This window comes from Microbacterium sp. PAMC21962 (assembly GCF_019443465.1).
GTDB classification, from domain to species: Bacteria; Actinomycetota; Actinomycetes; order Actinomycetales; family Microbacteriaceae; genus Microbacterium; species Microbacterium hominis.
Genome location: NZ_CP080381.1, coordinates 940,429 through 957,441, shown reverse-complemented (window position 1 = coordinate 957,441; position 17,013 = coordinate 940,429). Strand labels below are relative to the sequence as shown.

Genomic DNA, 17,013 nt, shown 5'->3' with positions numbered 1-17,013 from the left:
GATAGACTCGGCCCATGCCCGTGCTCGATCTGTCCGCCTCGTCCGTCGACCTCACGCGCACGATCTGCGACATCCCGAGCGTCTCCGGCGACGAGGCCACGCTCGCCGACGCCATCTTCGCGGCGATCTCGCCCCTCGCGCACCTGGAGGTGTACCGCGACGGCGACACGATCGTCGCGCGCACCGATCTCGGACGCGACCGTCGGGTCGCGATCGCCGGGCACATCGACACCGTGCCGATCAACGCCAACCTGCCGACCCGCGACATCGAGGTCGAAGGGCGGCCCCATCTCTGGGGCCGCGGCACGGTGGACATGAAGGGCGGCACCGCGGTGCAGCTCAAACTCGCCGCCGAGCTGATCGCGCCGCGCGTGGACATCACGTGGCTCTGGTACGACAACGAGGAGGTCGATTCCGACCGCAACGGCCTCACCCGTCTCGCCCGCACCCGCCCCGATCTCTTCGCCGCCGACTTCGCCATCCTGGGCGAGCCGTCCAACGGCCAGGTCGAGGGCGGCTGCAACGGCACGCTCCGCGCCATCGCCCGCACCCACGGGGTGCGCGCCCACAGCGCCCGCGCCTGGATGGGGGAGAACGCCATCCACCGTGCGGCGCCGATCCTCGCGCGCCTTGCCGAGTACCGTCCGCGGGAGATCGCGGTCGACGGGCTCGTGTACCGCGAAGGGCTCAACGCCGTCCGCATCTCGGGCGGCGTCGCGGGCAACGTCATCCCCGACCTGTGCGAGGTCGAGGTGAACTTCCGCTTCGCCCCGAGCCGAAGCGTCGCGGATGCGGAGGCGCACGTGCGCCGCGTGCTGGAGGGCTTCGAGGTCGAGATCGTCGATGCCGCCGCCGGCGCGCGGCCCGGGCTGGATGCGCCGCTCGCTCAGGAGTTCCTGGCGGCCGTCGGCGCCGAGGCCCGGCCCAAGTACGGCTGGACCGACGTGGCGCGCTTCGCGGCGCTGGGCGTGCCGGCCGTCAACTACGGCCCGGGCGATCCGAGCCTCGCGCACCATGACGAGGAGCGTGTCTCCTACGCGCAGATCGAGGACGTCGAACGTGGGCTGCGCGCGTGGCTGAGCGCGCCCTGACCGACGCCGGGGTACCGGCGCGCGGATGGTCGCCCGTCGACCGTCTCGGCAGGCTCCGGCCCGCTCTGGCGGTGGCCGTGGTGTACGTCGCGGCGCGGGTCGTCACGACGGTGTTCCTGGCGATCGCGGCGGAGCTGTCGGGTCCGACCTCGCGGTTCGGGGCCGACGCGAACATCGGCACGCTGTCGATGGGGTGGGACGCCCAGTGGTACTGGGTCGTCGGCACGGCGGGCTATCCCGATCAGCTCCCGGTCGATGGAACCGGGCACGTCATGCAGAACGCGTGGGCGTTCATGCCGCTGTACCCCGCGCTCACGCGCGCCCTGTCGGTCGTGCTGGGCGGCAACTACCCGCTCGCCGCCGTCGTCCTCGCGATCGTCGCCGGCTACCTCGCCTGCCTGGTGCTCTTCCACCTGCTCCGCGCACGGATCGACGCGGCGGCGGCGCTGTGGGCGGTCGCGCTGCTGGCGGCATCCCCGCTGGCGGCCCTCTTTCAGATGGGCTATGCCGAGTCGCTCTTCCTGCTCTGGCTGTTCCTGGCTCTGCGGTGCCTGCAGCTGCGGCGGTTCGGATGGCTGTACCTGCTGATCCCGGCGATGGGCTACACCCGCCCGGGGGTGCTCGCGTTCGCCCTCCTGCTGGGCGCCTACGGGGTGTACCGGTGGGTGCGGCGGCGCACCGACCCGCTCGCCGCCGTCGAGGTCGTGCACATCGTGCTGCTGGGTCTTCTCGCCGTCGCGGTCGGCTTCTCCTGGCAGTTCATCGCCGGCGTCGTCACCGGTGACCCGAGTGCGTACATGGAGACGGAGCTGTCGTGGCGTCGCGGCTGGATCGGCGAGGGCGGCTTCGTCCCCTTCGACGGGTTCGTCCAGGCGGCGGCCCTGTGGTTCCGGCTGTGGGGCCTGCCCGAGGTGCTCGGCTACATCGCACTCGTCGTGGCGGTCGTGGCCGTCGCGGCGCTGCTGCTGTTCGAGCCGCACGTGCGCCGTCTGGGCGTCGAGGTGCGGCTGTGGTCCGGAGCGTATCTGCTGTACCTGCTGCTCGTGTTCTTCCCGCAGTCGAGCATCTTCCGACTGCTCCTGCCGCTCGCGCCGCTCTACGGTGCGCTGGCGCTGCCGCCGCACCGGCTCTGGCGTGTGGGGATGCTGGTGCTCGGTCTCGTCGGCCAGTGGTGGTGGATCTACCAGATGCTCGCACTCGGGAACACGTACACACAGATCCCGTGAGAATGACGCCGCGGCACGCCGCGTTCGGCCACTGTCTCGGCTTACCGATAAACTTGACAGGTAGTCCGATGACGAAAGGGAGCCCGCGATGGCAGCCATGAAGCCGCGAACCGGTGACGGACCGATGGAGGCCGTGAAGGAGGGGCGCCTGATCATCGTGCGCGTTCCCCTCGAGGGCGGCGGTCGACTCGTCGTCTCGGTCAATGACGAAGAGGCCAAGGAACTGCACGGCGTGCTCGGCGGCGTGGTCGGCGCGGCCTGAGTTCCTCCCATATGAGAGAAGGGTCGGTCTTCGGACCGGCCCTTTTCCGTCCCCCGGCGCCGGACCGCGCGCTCAGCGCGCGTCGGCGGCGACGGTCGTCAGCTGCAGGAGCCCCTCGCCCACGATCGACAGCGCGCCCAGCACGGCGGGGGAGGACTGGGTCTCCTGGATGAGGGTGCGGAACGCGGTCGTCACCGGGTCGCGACGCACGGGGTCGGCGACCGCTCCGCCGGCGAGCACGCGCGGGATCAGCACGGTGCCCCCGGCCCGCACGAGGCGCAGGCCGTGCTCGACGTGGTCGATGACGCCTTCCGGATCGGCATCCACGAGCACGATGTCGTAGGACGCCTCGTTCATGCGGGGGAGGACCTCCGTCGCCCGTCCGGCGATGAAGCGCGCGCGTGCCGGCGGGACCTTCGCATCCGCGAAGGCGACGCGGGCGGCGGCGAGATGCTCCGGCTCCTTGTCGATCGTCGTCAGCGTCGCCCGGGGGGCGCCGTGCAGCAACCAGAGGCCGGAGACGCCGGCCCCCGTGCCGATCTCGACGATGTTGAGGGCGGCGGTCGTGGCGGCGATGACGGCGATCTGCGCGCCGACGGCGGGGCTGATCGGATCGGCGCCGAGCTCGAGCGCGTGTGCACGGGCGCGCTCGATCGCCTCGGGTTCGACGGTGATCTCGTCGACGTACCTGCGGATCGCGTCCTGATCGGCCATGTTCATCCTCCGCCCCCAGCGTACGGTGCCGGTCGCGTCGCGGCGGGCAGGCGCACGGGTAACCTGGAGTCATGTTCTTCGGCCTCGACTGGGACAAGCTCGTCCTGATCCTGATCGTGGCCGCCCTCCTGGTCGGACCCGAGCGGCTGCCGCATTACGCCGAGACGCTCGCCAAGCTGACCGTGCGCGCCCGCGAGTGGCTGAGCGGTGCGAAGACGCGCGTCAAGGACGAGCTGGGCGAGGACTTCGACGACGTCGAGTGGCGCAAGCTCGATCCCCGCCAGTACGACCCGCGCCGCATCATCCGCGACGCGCTCCTCGACGACGCTCCGGTGCCCGCCGTCCGCGCGGCCGCCGTCGGCACGGCGATCGCCGCCACCTCGCCGACGCCGCTCACCCCCGCCTTCGATCCCGAGCTCGACGTCCCCTACGACGACGAGGCCACCTGACCGGCCGGCCGCTCAGCGCAGGGTGAGCGGCAACGATCTGCCGGCGAGGCCTCGCGGAGCGCGCGCCAGAGCGTCGGCCACCGCCGTGATGGCCCGCGCGGCGGGATCGTCCGGATCGGCGACCACGATCGGCACGCCCTCGTCGCCGCCGCGGCGCAGCCCCACGCTCAGCGGAACGGAGGCGAGCAGCGGCACGTCGTGTCCGCCGCCCGACAGGGATGCCGCGACCGCCGCGCCGCCGCCGGCGCCGAACAGGTCGAGCACGCTGCCGTCGGGGAGCGTCATCGCGGCCATGTTCTCGACGACGCCGATGACGCGCTGCCCGGTCTGCGCCGCGACGAGTCCGCTGCGCACCGCGACGTCGGAGGCGGCGGTCTGCGGCGTCGTGACGACGAGGACCTCGGCGTGGGGGAGCAGCTGGCCCACCGAGATGGCCACGTCTCCCGTTCCCGGGGGCATGTCGATGAGGAGGATGTCGAGGTCGCCGAAGTAGACGTCGGTGAGGAACTGCTGCACGGTGCGATGGAGCATCGGCCCGCGCCACGCGACCGCCGCCGAGACCGGTTGGTCGCGCGGCAGGAACATCCCGATGGAGATGGCCTTCACGCCGAAGGCCACCGGCGGGAGCATGAGCTCGTCGATCCGGGTCGGCGCGGGCGGGCGACCCTCGGCATCCACGAGACCCAGCAGCGCGGGGATCGAGAAGCCGTGCACGTCCGCATCGATGAGACCGACGGCGAGACCGCGCGCGGCCAGGCCGACGGCGAGGTTCGCCGTGAGGCTCGACTTTCCCACGCCGCCCTTGCCGCTGGTGACCGCGATGACGCGGGTCAGCGAGTCGGGGCCGAACGGCATGGTGCGCGCCGCGCGGCCTCCGCGCAGGCGCGCCGTGAGCTCCTGGCGCTCCGCGGGCGTCATGACCCCGACCGCGATCTCGACGGTCGCGATGCCCGGTACGCTCGCCGCGGCGGATCGCACCTCGCGCTCGATCCGGTCGGCGGCGGGGCAGCCGACGATCGTCAGCGCGATCCCGACGTCGGCGCGGTCGCCGACGACACGGACATCTCGCACCATGTCGAGCTCCGAGAGCGGACGGCGCAGCTCGGGGTCCATGACCGCCCCGACCGCGCGCTGCACGGCGTCGCGGCGGAGCGCGTCCGGATCGTCGTGCGCCTGCGGCGCCGTCATGAGGGCTCGGGGGCCGTGCCCGGGGTCGACGGCGACGTCTCGCGCGACTCCTCGAGCGACTCGAGCAGCGCCTTGAGCTCCTGACGCAGCACGTCGCGGGTGACCACGTGCTCCGAGACGTCCGTCATCGCCATCCGCAACGCGACGACCTCGCGCGCCAGGTACTCCGTGTCGGCGAGATTGCGCTCGGCGCGCTGGCGGTCCTGCTCGATCTGGACGCGGTCGCGGTCGTCCTGCCGGTTCTGCGCGAGAAGGATCAGCGGGGCCGCGTAGGAGGCCTGCAGCGACAGGATGAGCGTCAGCAGCGTGAAGTTGTTCTCCGCCGCGTCGAACTGGATGTCGCGCGGCATCACCGAGTTCCACCACAGCCACACGATGACGAACACCGACATCCCGATGAGGAAGCCGGAGGTGCCCATCGCCCGCGCGAACGCCTCCGAGAACCGGCCGAACCGGTCGCGCGAGGGCTGGGGCGTGCGGTTGAGCATGCCGGCGCGCCCGCGCGGCGCGTCCAGCGAGGGGATGCGGCGGTCTTTCGCCTTGGCCATCAGGGCCTCCTCGGGATCGTCGCGGTGGTGGCGGGGACGACGAGCGGATCGTCGGTGCCGTCATGGGAACGCCAGTCCTCCGGCAGCAGGTAGTCGAGCACGTCGTCGACGCTCACGGCGCCGACGAGCCGATGCGCCGGGTCGACCACCGGCAGGGAGACGAGGTTGTAGCTCGCGAGCAGGCGCGCGACCTCGGCGGCGGAGGCGGTCACCGGCACGGGATCGAGCGTGTCGTCGATGATGGCGCCGAGCCGTTCGTGCGGGGGATAGCGCAGCATCCGCTGGAAATGGACGGTTCCCAGCAGCCGGCCGGTCGGTGTCTCGTACGGCGGGAGGGTGACGAAGACGGCCGCCGCGAGGGCGGGGTGCAGCTCGTGGCGGCGGATGAGCGCGAGCGCCTCGGCCACGGTCGCGTCGGCCGACAGCACGATCGGCTCGCTCGTCATCAGACCGCCGGCGGTGTCGGGCCCGTACTTCAGCAGGGCGCGGACGTCTTCCGCTTCCTCGGGCTCCATCAGCTCGAGGAGCTCCTCGCGCTGGTCCTCGGGCAGCTGCGCGAGGACGTCGGCGGCGTCGTCCGGCTCCATCTGATCGAGGATGTCCGCGGCGCGCTCGTCGCCGAGCGCCTCGAGGATGTGGACCTGCTCGTCCTCCGGCATCTCCTCGAGCGCGTCCGCGAGACGGTCATCAGACAACTCCTCGGCGACCTCGAGCAGCCGTTCCTCGGGAAGGTCGAGGAGCGTGTTGGCGAGGTCGGCGGGCTTGAGCTCCGAGAACGTCGCGACGAGCTGCTCGGCGGACTGCGCTTCGCCGGGCACGGCCTGCTCGCGGACGTCGCCCCAGTTGGCGAAGGTCGTCGGACCCTTCGCGAACGGGGAGGCGCTCGTCCGGGGCTTGCGCAGGAAGAGCTGCCCGATGTCCCACTCGCCGAGGCGGTTGCGCTCGATCGCCGCGTCTTCGATGACGGCGTGGCCGGAGCCGTCGGTGAAGTACACCTTGCGCCCGAGCATCTCGCTCATCACGCGCACCTCGCCGCCGCGCTGCTGGAAGCGGCGCACGTTGATGAGGCCCGTCGTGATCACCTGTCCGGACTGGATCGAGGTGACGCGTCCGATCGAGAGGAAGACGTGCCGGCGCCCGGGGATCTCGACGACGAGCCCCACGACACGCGGCGGGTCGTCTTTTCGGTAGATGACGACGACGTCCCGGACCTTGCCGAGACGATCGCCCGCGGGGTCGAAGACGGTGCAGCCCACCAGCCGTGCCACGAAAACCCTCTGCGTACTCACTCGACCAGCGTAGTCCGCGCGCCCTCCGCGAGGCCGACGCGCAGCGTGCGCATGACAAGATGGTCGGGTGAGCATGTTGGGCGGAATCCCCCAGGAGCAGGGCGAGAAGATCGCCGACTACGCGACGTATCCCGCCGCGCAGAAGGCCGTCTCGCAGCTCGTCGAAGCAGACATCCCGGCGCGCGACATCGCCATCGTCGGCCATGGCCTGCGATCGGTGGAGACCGTCACCGGCCGACTCGGCTACGCCGCCGCCGCGCGATCGGGCGCCATCAACGGCATCCTGCTCGGTCTCCTCTTCTCCGCGATCTTCGTGCTGGGCACGCCGAACGCCGCGATCCAGCTCTTCGTGGGCGTCATGCTCGTCGGCATCGCCCTCGGGATGCTGATGAGCATCGTCACCTACTCGATCGTGCGCCGCCGTCGCGACTACACCTCCGTCACGCAGGTGCTCGCCGACCGGTACGAGGTCACCGTGCTGCCACGCAGCATCCATCGCGCGCGTGAGGTCGTGGGCCGGACGGTCGCGCCCGCGCCGGCGCACCCCGTGCACCCCTCGCCGGCCGCGCCCGCACCCGGGCCGGCGGCACCTCCCCAGTACGGAGAACGGATCGATCCGCCGCAGTACGGTGAGCGCATCGACGGCGAGGGCCGTCCGGCCGCCGCGCCGGACGCACCCCCTTCCGACGAGGACCGCGACACGGGGCCGGCCGCCGCGGAGCGGTGATGGAGGTCGCGCTGCCCGCGGGCGTCGTCACCGTCTCGACCGCGCTGTCGGCGGCGGAGAGCCCCTGGGCGGTCATGGCCCTGGCTCACGGCGCGGGCGCGGGCATGGAACATCCGTTCCTGATCGGGTTCGCCGATGCGCTGGCCGCGGAGGGGGTCGGCGTCCTCCGCTTCGCGTTCCCGTATGCGCAGGCGGGGCGGCGGATGCCGGGACCGGCCGCTCATGCCGTCGCCGCGTGGACCGCGGCCGTCGCCGCCGCCGGCGCGGCGGACGCCGGGGTCCCGCTGTTCGCGGCGGGAAAGTCCTACGGGGGGCGCATGGCGTCGATGGCGGCCGCCGACGGCGTGATCTCGCCCGCCGGACTCGTCTACCTCGGCTACCCGCTGCATCCGCCGGGCGCCCCGGAGAAGCTGCGGGCGGCGCACCTGCCGTCCGTCGCGGCGCCGCAGCTGTTCGTCGAGGGGACGGCCGACCCGTTCATCCAGCCGCGGGCGCAGTTCGAGGAGGTCGTCGCGACGTGCCGCGACGCCTCGGTCGTGTGGGTCGACGGCGGCGGGCACTCCTTCGAGGTGAAGGGACGCCGACGTCCGGCCGCCGAGGTGGGCGCCGGCCTCGCGGCGTCGGTGGTGCCGTGGCTGCGCGCGCGGGCGCGGGATGCCGCGATCAGCTCGTGACGGCGCGTCCCGCGATCCAGGCCTCGACCTCGTCCGCCGTGCGCGGGATCGCGGCCGAGAGGTTCACGGGGCCGTCCGCGGTCATGAGGACGTCGTCCTCGATGCGTACGCCGATGCCGCGGTACTCCTCCGGAACGGTGAGGTCGTCGATCTGGAAGTACAGGCCCGGTTCGATGGTGAACACCATCCCCGGCTCGAGCACGCCGTCGTAGTACATCTCGCGGCGTGCCTGCGCGCAGTCGTGCACGTCGAGACCGAGGTGGTGGCTCGTGCCGTGCACCATGTAGCGGCGGTGCTGCCCTCCGGCGTCGGCGTCGAGGGCTTCCTCGGCGGTGACGGGAAGCAGACCCCACTCGGCGACGCGGGCGGCGATCACGCGCATCGCGGCCTCGTGCACCGCGCGGAACTTCACGCCGGGTCGGGCCGCCGCGAAGGCGGCGTCGGCGGCTTCACGGACGGTCTCGTAGATCGTGCGCTGGATGGGGGAGAAGGTGCCGTTCACGGGAAGCGTGCGGGTGATGTCGGCCGTGTAGAGGCTGTCGACCTCGACGCCGGCGTCGATGAGGATGAGATCGCCGGGCACGACGGCGCCGTCGTTGCGCGTCCAGTGCAGGTAGCAGGCGTGCGGGCCGGACGCGGCGATCGTGTCGTAGCCCTCGCCGTTGCCGTCGACGCGTGCGCGGTGGTGGAACACGCCCTCGACGGCGCGCTCTCCGCGCGGCGTGGCGATGATGCGCGGCAGGTCGGCGACGATGTCGTCGAATCCGCGGGCGGTCACCTCCACCGCGAGGCGCAGCTGGGCGATCTCGTACTCGTCCTTGATGAGTCTCAGCTCGGACACGAAGCGGGTCAGCTCGTCGTCCTCGTCCAGGACGAGGTCGCCCTCCCCGGGCGCGAACGCGTCGATATGGGCGGTCGCGATGCCGAGGTCGCTCGCGACGCCGTCCAGCGCCGGCCGCGGCCCGATCCAGAACTCGCCGATCGTCGCATCGCCGTAGAACTCCGCGGTGGTGCGGTCGGCGCGCTCGCGCAGGTAGAGGGTCACATCGTGGCCCGAGCCGTCGGCCCGCGGGTCGAAGACGAGCACCGACTCGGGCACGCTGTCGCTCGCCCAGCCGGTCAGGTGCGTGAAGGCCGAATGGGCGCGGAACGGGTAGTCGGTGTCGTTCGACCGCTGCTTGTAGGTGCCGGCGGGCAGCACGAGGCGGCGCCCGGGGAACGCGGCGGACACGGCCACGCGGCGTGCGGCGGTGTAGGGCGCCTGCTCGCGCGGCGGGGGAGTGAGGTCGGGGCGATCCGCCCACCCGGTCGAGATCGTCTCGAGGAAGCCCCGCGGGAACGGCTGCTTGCGGTTGGTGTTCTCGGTGGAGGTGACGGCGGTGTCGGTCGTGGCGCTCTCGCTCGTGCTCATGCCCTCCAGTCTCGCACCTCCGCTCACCCGTCGGCGGGCTGTGTGGCGTCGCGCACGTCGTATTGCACGATCAGGGGGCGGTGGTCGCTGCCGCTCGCGTCGAGGGAGCCGAGCACGACCGATCCGGTCGCCGTCCAGCGGTCGGTCGCCATGATGTGATCGATCGGCGTGCCGAGGAGGGCGGGCCACGCCGTCGACCAGGTGCCGACCCCGCCCGAGCCGGTCTGCGCCGCGGCATCCGTGCAGCGTCCGAGGTCGCCCCCGTCGACGCCCAGTCGCGCCATGTGATCGACCGTCGCATTGAAGTCGCCCGCCATGATCACGTCGTCGCTGGCGCACTGGTTCGCGACCCACTCCAGGTCGCCCCGCCAGTCCTCCATGCGGTCCTGGCGCGGAGCGACCGCGTGCACGGCGACGATCGTCGGCCCGCTGCCGTCGACCGGCATCGCCACCACGCTGGGCACCGCGGAGGTGTTGGTCGCGCCGTCGGAGGTGGACGCGACGACGGCGTAGTCGCCGAGCGTGGGCGAGATGAGCAGCGTCGTCGAGTTGGCGGCCCAGTCGGGGTAGCCGGGACGCTCCCCGTAATTCTCGTGGTGGGCCCACATGGGCGAGCCCATCTCGCGCATCGCGATGGCGACCGCCTCGCCCGTCTCGATCGTCGTCTCGGGGAGGGCCACGATGTCGGCGCGCATCGCGACGGCCGTCTGGGCGATCAGCTGCGCGTCGGTCGCGGCGCCGGCCGTGTTCCAGGTCATCACGCGGATGGACGTGTCGGTGGGCTCGGGGAGCGTGCCCGACCCGAGGCCCCGCGACAGCAGGACGCCGCCGTTCACGAGGCCGGCGACGAGGGCGATGATCGCGATCGTCCCGGCGAACGCCCGCAGCGGCCGCGCGAGGGCCAGCAGCAGCCCGAGCACGAAGACGACGCCGAAGACGATGACGACGACCCCGCGCAGGGAGACGATCTGCGCGAACGGGAAGGTCTGCTCGAGGCGGAAGAACTGCGGCCAGGTGACGACGGCCGCGGCGATCGCCGCGGCCACGGTGATCAGGATTCCGAACAGGCGCAGCACGTCAGGACTCTACGACAGTGCCCCTGAGAGTTCCCGGACCGTCGCCTCGACTCTGGCTACGCGCCGCCTCGTCCCGGCCTCGTGTCCGCGCCGACGGTACGCTCGTGGCATGGTCGTGTCGCAGGGGGAGCATCGGGCGCTCCGCTTCCGCGGGCCGAGCGACCTCCACCTGCACTCGGACCACTCCGACGGCACGGAGCCGCCGGCCCGGGTGATGGCCGCCGCGCACGCCGCCGGACTGCATACCGTGGCGCTGACCGATCACGACACGACCTCCGGCTGGACCGAGGCGGCCGAGGCGGCCGGCTCGCTCGGGATGACGTTCCTCCCCGGCATGGAGCTGTCGGCACGGCACGAGTGGCGCAGCATCCATGTGCTGGCCTACCTGTTCGACCCCGAGCACCCCGGCCTGCGCGCCCTCACCGACCGCATCCGCCACTCGCGCCTGACGCGGGCGCAGACGATGGCGGAGCGCATCGGCCGCGACTACGAGCTGACCTGGGACGACATCGTCGCCCAGACGGCCGTGGGGGCCACCGTGGGGCGTCCGCACCTGGCCGACGCGCTCGTCGCGCGCGGCTACGTGCGCGACCGCGGTGAGGCCTTCGCCGGCATCCTGCATCCGGGCAGCGACTACTACGTCGACCTCTACGCCCCCGACCCCGTGACCGCGGTCGCGACGGTGGTGGATGCCGGTGGTGTCCCCGTGATCGCGCACCCCGCGGGGCGCGGCGGGCTCCTGCCCGAGCCGCTCATGGACCGGATGCTCGCGGCCGGCCTGGCCGGCTTCGAGCTCGGTCACCGCGAGAACCGGGAACCGGCGCTCGGCGCACTGCGGGAGCTCGCGCAGCGCCGAAATCTGCTCGTGACGGGATCGAGCGACTACCACGGGCTGGGAAAGCCCAACCAGCCGGGGGAGTTCACCACAGACGACGACGTGGTCGCGCGCATCATCGCCGCCGCCCGCGGGAGCGACCCCGTCTTCCCCTGACGTCGCGTACTCCGGATGCAGCAACCCACCCCCCTCGAACGGCGGATCGACGCCGCGGCCCACCGGCTGCTGCGCGGTGCTCCGGAGAGCGGCATCCGTGCCTTTCTCGTCGAGGCGGCGGTGTTCGTGGTCAAGCAGGCGTGGGCGTGCGTCTTCGGCGCCGCGCTTCTCGCGGTCATCGTCGCGGCCCGGTTGTGGTGGCCCGACGACGCGGCGCTCGCCCGCAACGATGCGCTGACGATCGCCGCGGTGCTCATCCAGATCGGGATGCTGGTCGGGCGCCTCGAGACGGGGCGCGAGCTGTGGGTGATCGTGCTGTTCCACATCACCGGCACCGGGATGGAGCTGTTCAAGACGGACGTCGGCTCGTGGTCGTACGCCGCCGAGGGCGTGCTGCGCCTCGGGGGCGTGCCCCTGTTCAGCGGCTTCATGTACGCAGCCGTCGGCTCGTACATGGTGCGGGTCTACCGCCTCTTCGACCTCAGCTTCGTGCGCTACCCGCGTCGGTGGGTGACCACGGTCGTCGCGGCGCTGATCTACGTCAACTTCTTCTCGCACCACTACGTCTGGGACCTGCGCTGGCTGCTCCTGCTGGCCGTCGTCGCGCTGTGGCTGCCGACGGTGATGCACGCGCGCATCTGGCGGCGGACGCTCCGGCTGCCGCTGCTCGCGGCCTACGCCGGCGTCGCCCTGTTCATCTACCTCGCCGAGAACATCGCGACCTGGGCCGGGGCGTGGCTCTACCCCGACCAGCTCGACGGATGGCACCCGGTGTCGCTCACCAAGCTCGTGTCGTGGTTCCTGCTGATGATCGTGTCGGTCGTGATGGTCACGTGGGTGTACCCGCCCCGACCCCCGTCGGCGACGCCGGGGTCGCGGAAGAGCCCGGTGTGAAGGCGGGGAGGCTGCGTTCGGGGACGACGGTGTAGTGGCGGCCCGTGGGCGAGGTCCATTCGAGCGCGCCGGAGTGGGCCGTATCGGTGAGCGGGCGCACGCGCCAGCCGCCGTGGTGCTTCACGGTGTGGTGCCCGCGGCACAGGGGCGCGAGGTTGGTGAGTGCCGTGTGACCGCCGTCGTCCCACGCGACGGTGTGGTCGAGGTCGCACCGCTCGGCGGGGACGCCGCAGCCGGGGGCCATGCAACGTGCTGCCCGCCAGCGGGCGAGCCGCTGGAGGGCCGGTGGGGGTCGGTAACGTTCGCGTCCGACGGAGAGGACGGCGCCGGTGTCGGGATGGGTGAGCACCCGCATCCACCCATCAGTGCCGCCGCACAGCTCCCGTGCCCGCTGAATCGGGATCGGTCCGACCCCGTCGACGACCGCGGCCCCGCAGTCGGGAAGGGCGGCGTCGAGCAACGCGAGAGCGGGAACGGTGACGACCACGGTGGCGCGGATCCCGCGGGCAGCGTCGGGGTGCGCGGCGCAGGTGCCGTCGATCAGCAGGTCGCCGAGGACATCGGCACGTGCCTGGTCCCGCGTGCGATCGTCGCGGGCCTCGGGGTCGCCGGCGACGACGGTCTTCGCGATCGCGGTGAGGCGAGCGTGGATCGCGTGGGCCTCGACCGCGGGCAGGTAGGCGGTCAGCCAGGCCATCCCGTCGTCGGCGGGCTCGATGAACACCCGCCGCTCCTGCAGGGCGCGCTCGTGACGGTCGGGGAGGGTCTGCACGCGGACCTGATCGATCAGCGCCCGTAACCGTCGTCGGAACGTGCCGACCGGCTCGGCTTCCGCCAGCTCGATCGCGCGTGGCAACACCGTGTCGCTTTCGGCCGGGGTCAACGGGTCGAGCAGGTCGATCAGCACCTGCACGTGCCGTTGCGTCACCCGCGCCGCGGCGAGCGCGTCCAGAGCCGCCGGGTATCGGGTCTCGAGCACGTGCGCGTGCGCGATCAGCTGCCCCGCGGCCTGCTCGGTGATCCGCAACGCTGCCGCAAGCTCCAGGCGGATCGCCCGCTCCGCCACGTCGACGAGCCCCCGCCCGGCGGCATCCGCGAGAGCCTCCCGCCGGTATGCCGCGACCCGTCGGTAACGCTCCGCGGCGAACACCGCGACCATGGCGTCGGCATCGCAGATCAATGCCACGGCATCGGGAGGAGTCCACCCCGGATCACACGGGAACGGATCGTCGTCGGGCACATCCGCCCCGCCCGGTGAGCCCGGGGAAGAGTGACCGTCGACGACCTTCATGACCCGACGCTATCGGCGACCTCCGACATCCAACCCGGTGTCGGAGGCGGCCGGGCGGGGCCGCATCAGGCTCCGGCGACGGGGGGCGTAGCGGGAGCGCCACCCCCGGAACCACGCCGACGGCGGCGGCGGCGCGCGGGCGCGGGCTTGCCGTCGTGGTGCTCCGTGCCGGCGCCGTCGTGCGTGCCGGCACCGTCGGCCGAGCGGGGGGCGTCCACGGTCGAGACGGCGGCGGCATCCGTGCTCTCCGTCGCGCCCTCGGCGAACGTCGCGCCGACCACGGACGATCCCGAACGGCGCCGACGGCGACGGCGGGTGCCGGCCTCGGCGGATCCTTCCGCCGCGGCATCCGTGGCGCGCTCCGGGGCGGGGCGCTGCGTGCGCACCGTCTCGGTCTTCGGCGCCTTCGCGAGGCGGCCCTTGGTCCCGGCGGGGATGTCGAGGTCGGTGTAGAGATGGGGACTCGACGAGTAGGTCTCGACCGGCTCGGGCTGACCGAACTCGAGCGCGCGGTTGATCAGCGCCCACTTGTGGAGGTCGTCCCAGTCGACGAACGTGACGGCGATGCCGGTCTTGCCCGCGCGGCCGGTGCGGCCGGCGCGGTGCAGGTAGGTCTTCTCGTCGTCCGGGATGGTGTGGTTGATGACGTGGGTCACGTCGTCGACGTCGATGCCGCGCGCGGCGACGTCGGTCGCGATGAGCACGTCCTTCTTGCCCGCCTTGAAGGCGGCCATCGAGCGCTCGCGCGCCTCCTGGCTCATGTCGCCGTGGACGGCTCCGGCGTTGAAGCCGCGGTCGTTCAGCTCGTCGACGAGCTTCTGGGCTGCGCGCTTGGTGCGCGTGAACACGACGGTCTTGCCGCGACCCTCGGCCTGCAGGATGCGCGCGATGACCTCGTCCTTGTCGAGCGAGTGCGCCCGGTAGACGAGGTGCTTGATGTTCGCCTGCGTCAGACCCTCGTCGGGGTCGGTGGCGCGGATGTGGATCGGGTTGCTCATGAACCGACGGGCGAGGGCCACGATCGGTCCCGGCATGGTGGCCGAGAACAGCTGGGTGTGGCGCACCGGCGCCACCTTCTGGAAGATCTTCTCGATGTCGGCCAGGAAGCCGAGGTCGAGCATCTTGTCCGCCTCGTCGAGCACGACCTCCACCGCGCCCGACAGGTCGAGCAGTCGCTGGTTGTTGAGGTCGATGAGGCGGCCGGGCGTGCCCACGACGATCTGCGCGCCGGCCTTCAGCTGGTCGATCTGCCCCTCGTAGGCCTTGCCGCCGTAGATCGCGACGACGCTCGTGGAACGGTTCTGCGTGAGCATGTCCATGTCCTCGTAGACCTGGACGGCGAGCTCGCGCGTGGGGACGACGATGAGCGCCTGCACGCCCGGAGCCGGGTCGAGTCCGAGGCGCTGGACGACCGGGATGCCGAAGCCGAAGGTCTTGCCCGTGCCCGTCTTGGCCTGGCCGATGATGTCCTGGCCGGGCAGCCCCAGGGGGATGGTCTGCTCCTGGATGGGGAAGGCGTCCACGATGCCCTTGGAGGCGAGCGCCTCCACGATGTCGGGGTCGATTCCGAGCTCAGCGAATGTCGTCACGATACGTGCCTGTCTGGCGGTGAGAAGCCGCCGGTGAGGAGGTCCACGCCTTCTACTCATCCGCAGGCGCGGGGGTCCCGATCCGTCGCCGGGACCAGACCAGCCTAGCGGAGCGGGCGCCGCGTCCCTCGGAAGCGGCGCCGCGACCTCTAGGCTGGGGACGTGGTGACCTGGCCCTGGCAGCGGGAGCGCACCGTGGCGCGCACGCTCCGCGTGCGTTCGCGCGGCGACTTCGGAGACGTCCGACGTGTGGACTTCGAGGAGCTCGCGCCCGACGTCGACACGTTCCTCGGGCAGGCCGCCTACCTGCAGCTCGGGTACTTCGAGACCCTCAGCGAGCTGATCGCCCCCACACCGGAGCTCACCCAGAAGGAGTCGATCTCCGTGGCGGCCGGTGCGGCGCTGCAGAAGCACCGCGCCCTCCTGACGATCATCCGCGATCGCGGCGACGACCCGCTCGATCTCATGCTGCCCTTCCGCGAGCCCCTCGACGCCTTCCGTCGGGCGACCCACGGCGCCCGGCATCTGGAGACGATGCTGTCGGTGCACATCACCGCGGGGATGCTGGACGACTTCTACCTCGCGCTGTCGTCGAGCTACGGCTCGACGGGACGCCGCGTCGCCGACGTGCTGCGTGCCGACGACGACCGGCAGGCGCTGGCGGGCATCCTCGCGGATGCGATCGCCGCCGACGAGCAGTGGAAGTCGCTGCTCGCCCTCTGGGGGCGACGACTCGTCGGCGACACGCTGCTCATCGCGCGCGGCGCGCTGCGGCCGCAGACCCTCGACGCTGCGGAGGAACGCAAGGTCGAGCCGGTGTTCACCGACCTGCTCGGCGCGCATTCTCGTCGTATGGCCGCGATGGGCCTCGACGCGTAGCGGCCCGGAGCCGGGCTCAGGAGATCTTGAGGCGCAGACGTTCGCGTGCGTCGTGAGTGGCACGCCGACGCGTCAGCACCGCCAGCACGGCCGGGACGACGATGACGGGGACGGCGAGCGAGACGATCCACAGCCAGGGGCTCAGCGTCGTCAGACCCGCCCAGGTCATGACCATCCAGACGAGGCCGCCCAACAGCGCGCCCAGCACCGGCGCCAGCGCCGCACCCCGCGAGGTGCGCCCGGGCATCAGGTAATGGAGCACGCCGCCGTAGGCGCCGCCGAAGATGAAGGCGAGGAGGATGTCCACGGTGCGGGGACTCGCGATCAGGCGACGAAGCCGACGCGGCGGGACTCCTCGGTCCCGACCTCGATGAAGGTGATGCCCGCGGTGGGGACGATGTACGTGTTGCCCTTGACGTCCGTGAACGTGACGAACGACTCGTCCGAGGCGAGCGCCTTCTGAACGGTGGTCGTCACGGCCTCCGCCGACAGGGCCGACTCGAAGCTGAGCTCTCGGGGGGTGTTCGCGATGCCGATGCGGATCTCCACGGTGACTGTGCCTCACTTCTCGTCGTGACCCGGCCGCCGAGGGCGATGCGGGGCGGGCCGGTGCGCCGGCCGCATGTCGACTCTACGACACCGCCGCGGGGCCCGGATCGCCGTTCGGGCCCCGCGGCGCTCGCTGTGCGCGAACGCCTGTGTCGGCGCTTCCGG

Annotated in this window: 19 protein-coding genes; 9 read left to right on the top strand and 10 right to left on the bottom strand. The window is 72.0% G+C overall.

Going from position 1 to position 17,013, the window contains the following annotated elements:
- Positions 1–14: 14 nt before the first annotated feature.
- The 3 genes from dapE (at position 15) to KY498_RS04745 (ending at position 2,579) form a co-directional block, all read left to right on the top strand.
- The gene (dapE, locus tag KY498_RS04755) at positions 15–1,091 is read left to right on the top strand and encodes a succinyl-diaminopimelate desuccinylase (protein WP_191008409.1); all 1,077 of its coding nucleotides are present in this window, start codon (positions 15–17) and stop codon (positions 1,089–1,091) included.
- Positions 1,073–2,317, top strand: a complete 1,245-nt coding sequence (locus KY498_RS04750) for a hypothetical protein (protein WP_191008410.1) — start codon at positions 1,073–1,075, stop codon at positions 2,315–2,317. Before dapE ends, KY498_RS04750 begins: the two co-directional genes overlap by 19 nt.
- Before the next feature lie 88 nt (positions 2,318–2,405).
- Positions 2,406–2,579 (top strand): DUF3117 domain-containing protein, encoded by a 174-nt coding sequence (locus KY498_RS04745; protein ID WP_082734206.1) that lies wholly within the window; start codon positions 2,406–2,408, stop codon positions 2,577–2,579.
- A gap of 72 nt (positions 2,580–2,651) precedes the next feature.
- Here the strand turns inward: KY498_RS04745 and KY498_RS04740 are convergent, their stop codons facing one another.
- Positions 2,652–3,293, bottom strand: coding sequence for an O-methyltransferase (locus KY498_RS04740; RefSeq protein ID WP_060960160.1), 642 nt, complete (start codon positions 3,291–3,293; stop codon positions 2,652–2,654).
- 71 nt (positions 3,294–3,364) lie between these two features.
- Between KY498_RS04740 and KY498_RS04735 the strand changes: the two genes are divergently transcribed.
- Entirely contained in the window at positions 3,365–3,742 is a 378-nt protein-coding gene (locus KY498_RS04735; protein ID WP_060960161.1) for a hypothetical protein, read from the top strand.
- Positions 3,743–3,754: 12 nt separating this feature from the next.
- Here the strand turns inward: KY498_RS04735 and KY498_RS04730 are convergent, their stop codons facing one another.
- Genes KY498_RS04730 through KY498_RS04720 form a run of 3 tightly spaced genes read right to left on the bottom strand, consistent with a single transcriptional unit; the run spans position 3,755 to position 6,767 of the window.
- Complete coding sequence (locus KY498_RS04730; RefSeq protein ID WP_191008411.1) at positions 3,755–4,930, bottom strand: Mrp/NBP35 family ATP-binding protein; 1,176 nt, start codon at positions 4,928–4,930, stop codon at positions 3,755–3,757.
- Positions 4,927–5,478, bottom strand: a complete 552-nt coding sequence (locus KY498_RS04725; protein WP_101306067.1) for a DUF1003 domain-containing protein — start codon at positions 5,476–5,478, stop codon at positions 4,927–4,929. The genes KY498_RS04730 and KY498_RS04725 overlap by 4 nt, the downstream gene beginning before the upstream one ends.
- Positions 5,478–6,767, bottom strand: coding sequence for a magnesium transporter MgtE N-terminal domain-containing protein (locus tag KY498_RS04720; protein WP_060960164.1), 1,290 nt, complete (start codon positions 6,765–6,767; stop codon positions 5,478–5,480). Before KY498_RS04720 ends, KY498_RS04725 begins: the two co-directional genes overlap by 1 nt.
- A 73-nt stretch (positions 6,768–6,840) precedes the next feature.
- Here KY498_RS04720 and KY498_RS04715 point away from each other — a divergent pair, with 73 nt between their 5' ends.
- Complete coding sequence (locus KY498_RS04715; protein WP_223849550.1) at positions 6,841–7,494, top strand: general stress protein; 654 nt, start codon at positions 6,841–6,843, stop codon at positions 7,492–7,494.
- On the top strand, positions 7,494–8,168 hold the full coding sequence (locus KY498_RS04710) for an alpha/beta family hydrolase (protein ID WP_191008413.1): 675 nt from the start codon (positions 7,494–7,496) through the stop codon (positions 8,166–8,168). Before KY498_RS04715 ends, KY498_RS04710 begins: the two co-directional genes overlap by 1 nt.
- On the opposite strand, the gene KY498_RS04705 is transcribed toward KY498_RS04710, so the two are convergent.
- Positions 8,158–9,579, bottom strand: coding sequence for an aminopeptidase P family protein (locus KY498_RS04705; RefSeq protein WP_191008414.1), 1,422 nt, complete (start codon positions 9,577–9,579; stop codon positions 8,158–8,160). The two genes, KY498_RS04710 and KY498_RS04705, sit on opposite strands and share 11 nt — an antisense overlap.
- Before the next feature lie 23 nt (positions 9,580–9,602).
- Complete coding sequence (locus KY498_RS04700; protein WP_191008415.1) at positions 9,603–10,655, bottom strand: endonuclease/exonuclease/phosphatase family protein; 1,053 nt, start codon at positions 10,653–10,655, stop codon at positions 9,603–9,605.
- Positions 10,656–10,764: 109 nt separating this feature from the next.
- Here KY498_RS04700 and KY498_RS04695 point away from each other — a divergent pair, with 109 nt between their 5' ends.
- Together KY498_RS04695 and KY498_RS04690 are read left to right on the top strand one after the other, a co-directional pair.
- Complete coding sequence (locus KY498_RS04695; protein WP_060960168.1) at positions 10,765–11,646, top strand: PHP domain-containing protein; 882 nt, start codon at positions 10,765–10,767, stop codon at positions 11,644–11,646.
- A 15-nt stretch (positions 11,647–11,661) separates the two neighbouring features.
- Positions 11,662–12,540 carry a DUF817 domain-containing protein gene (locus tag KY498_RS04690; protein WP_191008416.1) on the top strand — a complete coding sequence of 293 codons (879 nt, stop codon included), beginning with the start codon at positions 11,662–11,664 and terminating at the stop codon, positions 12,538–12,540.
- On the opposite strand, the gene KY498_RS04685 is transcribed toward KY498_RS04690, so the two are convergent.
- Together KY498_RS04685 and KY498_RS04680 are read right to left on the bottom strand one after the other, a co-directional pair.
- Positions 12,476–13,831 carry an HNH endonuclease signature motif containing protein gene (locus KY498_RS04685; RefSeq protein ID WP_223848908.1) on the bottom strand — a complete coding sequence of 452 codons (1,356 nt, stop codon included), beginning with the start codon at positions 13,829–13,831 and terminating at the stop codon, positions 12,476–12,478. The two genes, KY498_RS04690 and KY498_RS04685, sit on opposite strands and share 65 nt — an antisense overlap.
- A gap of 65 nt (positions 13,832–13,896) precedes the next feature.
- Positions 13,897–15,420, bottom strand: a complete 1,524-nt coding sequence (locus tag KY498_RS04680) for a DEAD/DEAH box helicase (RefSeq protein WP_191008417.1) — start codon at positions 15,418–15,420, stop codon at positions 13,897–13,899.
- A 162-nt stretch (positions 15,421–15,582) separates the two neighbouring features.
- Here KY498_RS04680 and KY498_RS04675 point away from each other — a divergent pair, with 162 nt between their 5' ends.
- On the top strand, positions 15,583–16,299 hold the full coding sequence (locus KY498_RS04675; protein ID WP_101306073.1) for a ferritin-like fold-containing protein: 717 nt from the start codon (positions 15,583–15,585) through the stop codon (positions 16,297–16,299).
- A 16-nt stretch (positions 16,300–16,315) separates the two neighbouring features.
- Here KY498_RS04675 and KY498_RS04670 read toward each other — a convergent pair whose 3' ends face one another.
- Positions 16,316–16,606: a hypothetical protein gene (locus KY498_RS04670; RefSeq protein WP_191008418.1), complete on the bottom strand. Its 291-nt coding sequence runs from the start codon at positions 16,604–16,606 to the stop codon at positions 16,316–16,318.
- A gap of 17 nt (positions 16,607–16,623) precedes the next feature.
- Positions 16,624–16,848 (bottom strand): DUF3107 domain-containing protein, encoded by a 225-nt coding sequence (locus tag KY498_RS04665; protein ID WP_060960173.1) that lies wholly within the window; start codon positions 16,846–16,848, stop codon positions 16,624–16,626.
- Positions 16,849–17,013: the final 165 nt, after the last annotated feature.

What these genes read in the sequence shown, in the direction of transcription:
- KY498_RS04730 (WP_191008411.1), bottom strand. Translation starts at nt 4,930, where the DNA reads ATGACGGCGCCGCAGGCGCACGACGATCCGGACGCGCTCCGCCGCGAC.
- KY498_RS04715 (WP_223849550.1), top strand. Translation starts at nt 6,841, where the DNA reads ATGTTGGGCGGAATCCCCCAGGAGCAGGGCGAGAAGATCGCCGACTAC.
- KY498_RS04710 (WP_191008413.1), top strand. Translation starts at nt 7,494, where the DNA reads ATGGAGGTCGCGCTGCCCGCGGGCGTCGTCACCGTCTCGACCGCGCTG.
- KY498_RS04745 (WP_082734206.1), top strand. Translation starts at nt 2,406, where the DNA reads ATGGCAGCCATGAAGCCGCGAACCGGTGACGGACCGATGGAGGCCGTG.
- KY498_RS04685 (WP_223848908.1), bottom strand. Translation starts at nt 13,831, where the DNA reads ATGAAGGTCGTCGACGGTCACTCTTCCCCGGGCTCACCGGGCGGGGCG.
- KY498_RS04740 (WP_060960160.1), bottom strand. Translation starts at nt 3,293, where the DNA reads ATGGCCGATCAGGACGCGATCCGCAGGTACGTCGACGAGATCACCGTC.
- KY498_RS04735 (WP_060960161.1), top strand. Translation starts at nt 3,365, where the DNA reads ATGTTCTTCGGCCTCGACTGGGACAAGCTCGTCCTGATCCTGATCGTG.
- KY498_RS04705 (WP_191008414.1), bottom strand. Translation starts at nt 9,579, where the DNA reads ATGAGCACGAGCGAGAGCGCCACGACCGACACCGCCGTCACCTCCACC.
- dapE (WP_191008409.1), top strand. Translation starts at nt 15, where the DNA reads ATGCCCGTGCTCGATCTGTCCGCCTCGTCCGTCGACCTCACGCGCACG.
- KY498_RS04690 (WP_191008416.1), top strand. Translation starts at nt 11,662, where the DNA reads ATGCAGCAACCCACCCCCCTCGAACGGCGGATCGACGCCGCGGCCCAC.
- KY498_RS04695 (WP_060960168.1), top strand. Translation starts at nt 10,765, where the DNA reads ATGGTCGTGTCGCAGGGGGAGCATCGGGCGCTCCGCTTCCGCGGGCCG.
- KY498_RS04725 (WP_101306067.1), bottom strand. Translation starts at nt 5,478, where the DNA reads ATGGCCAAGGCGAAAGACCGCCGCATCCCCTCGCTGGACGCGCCGCGC.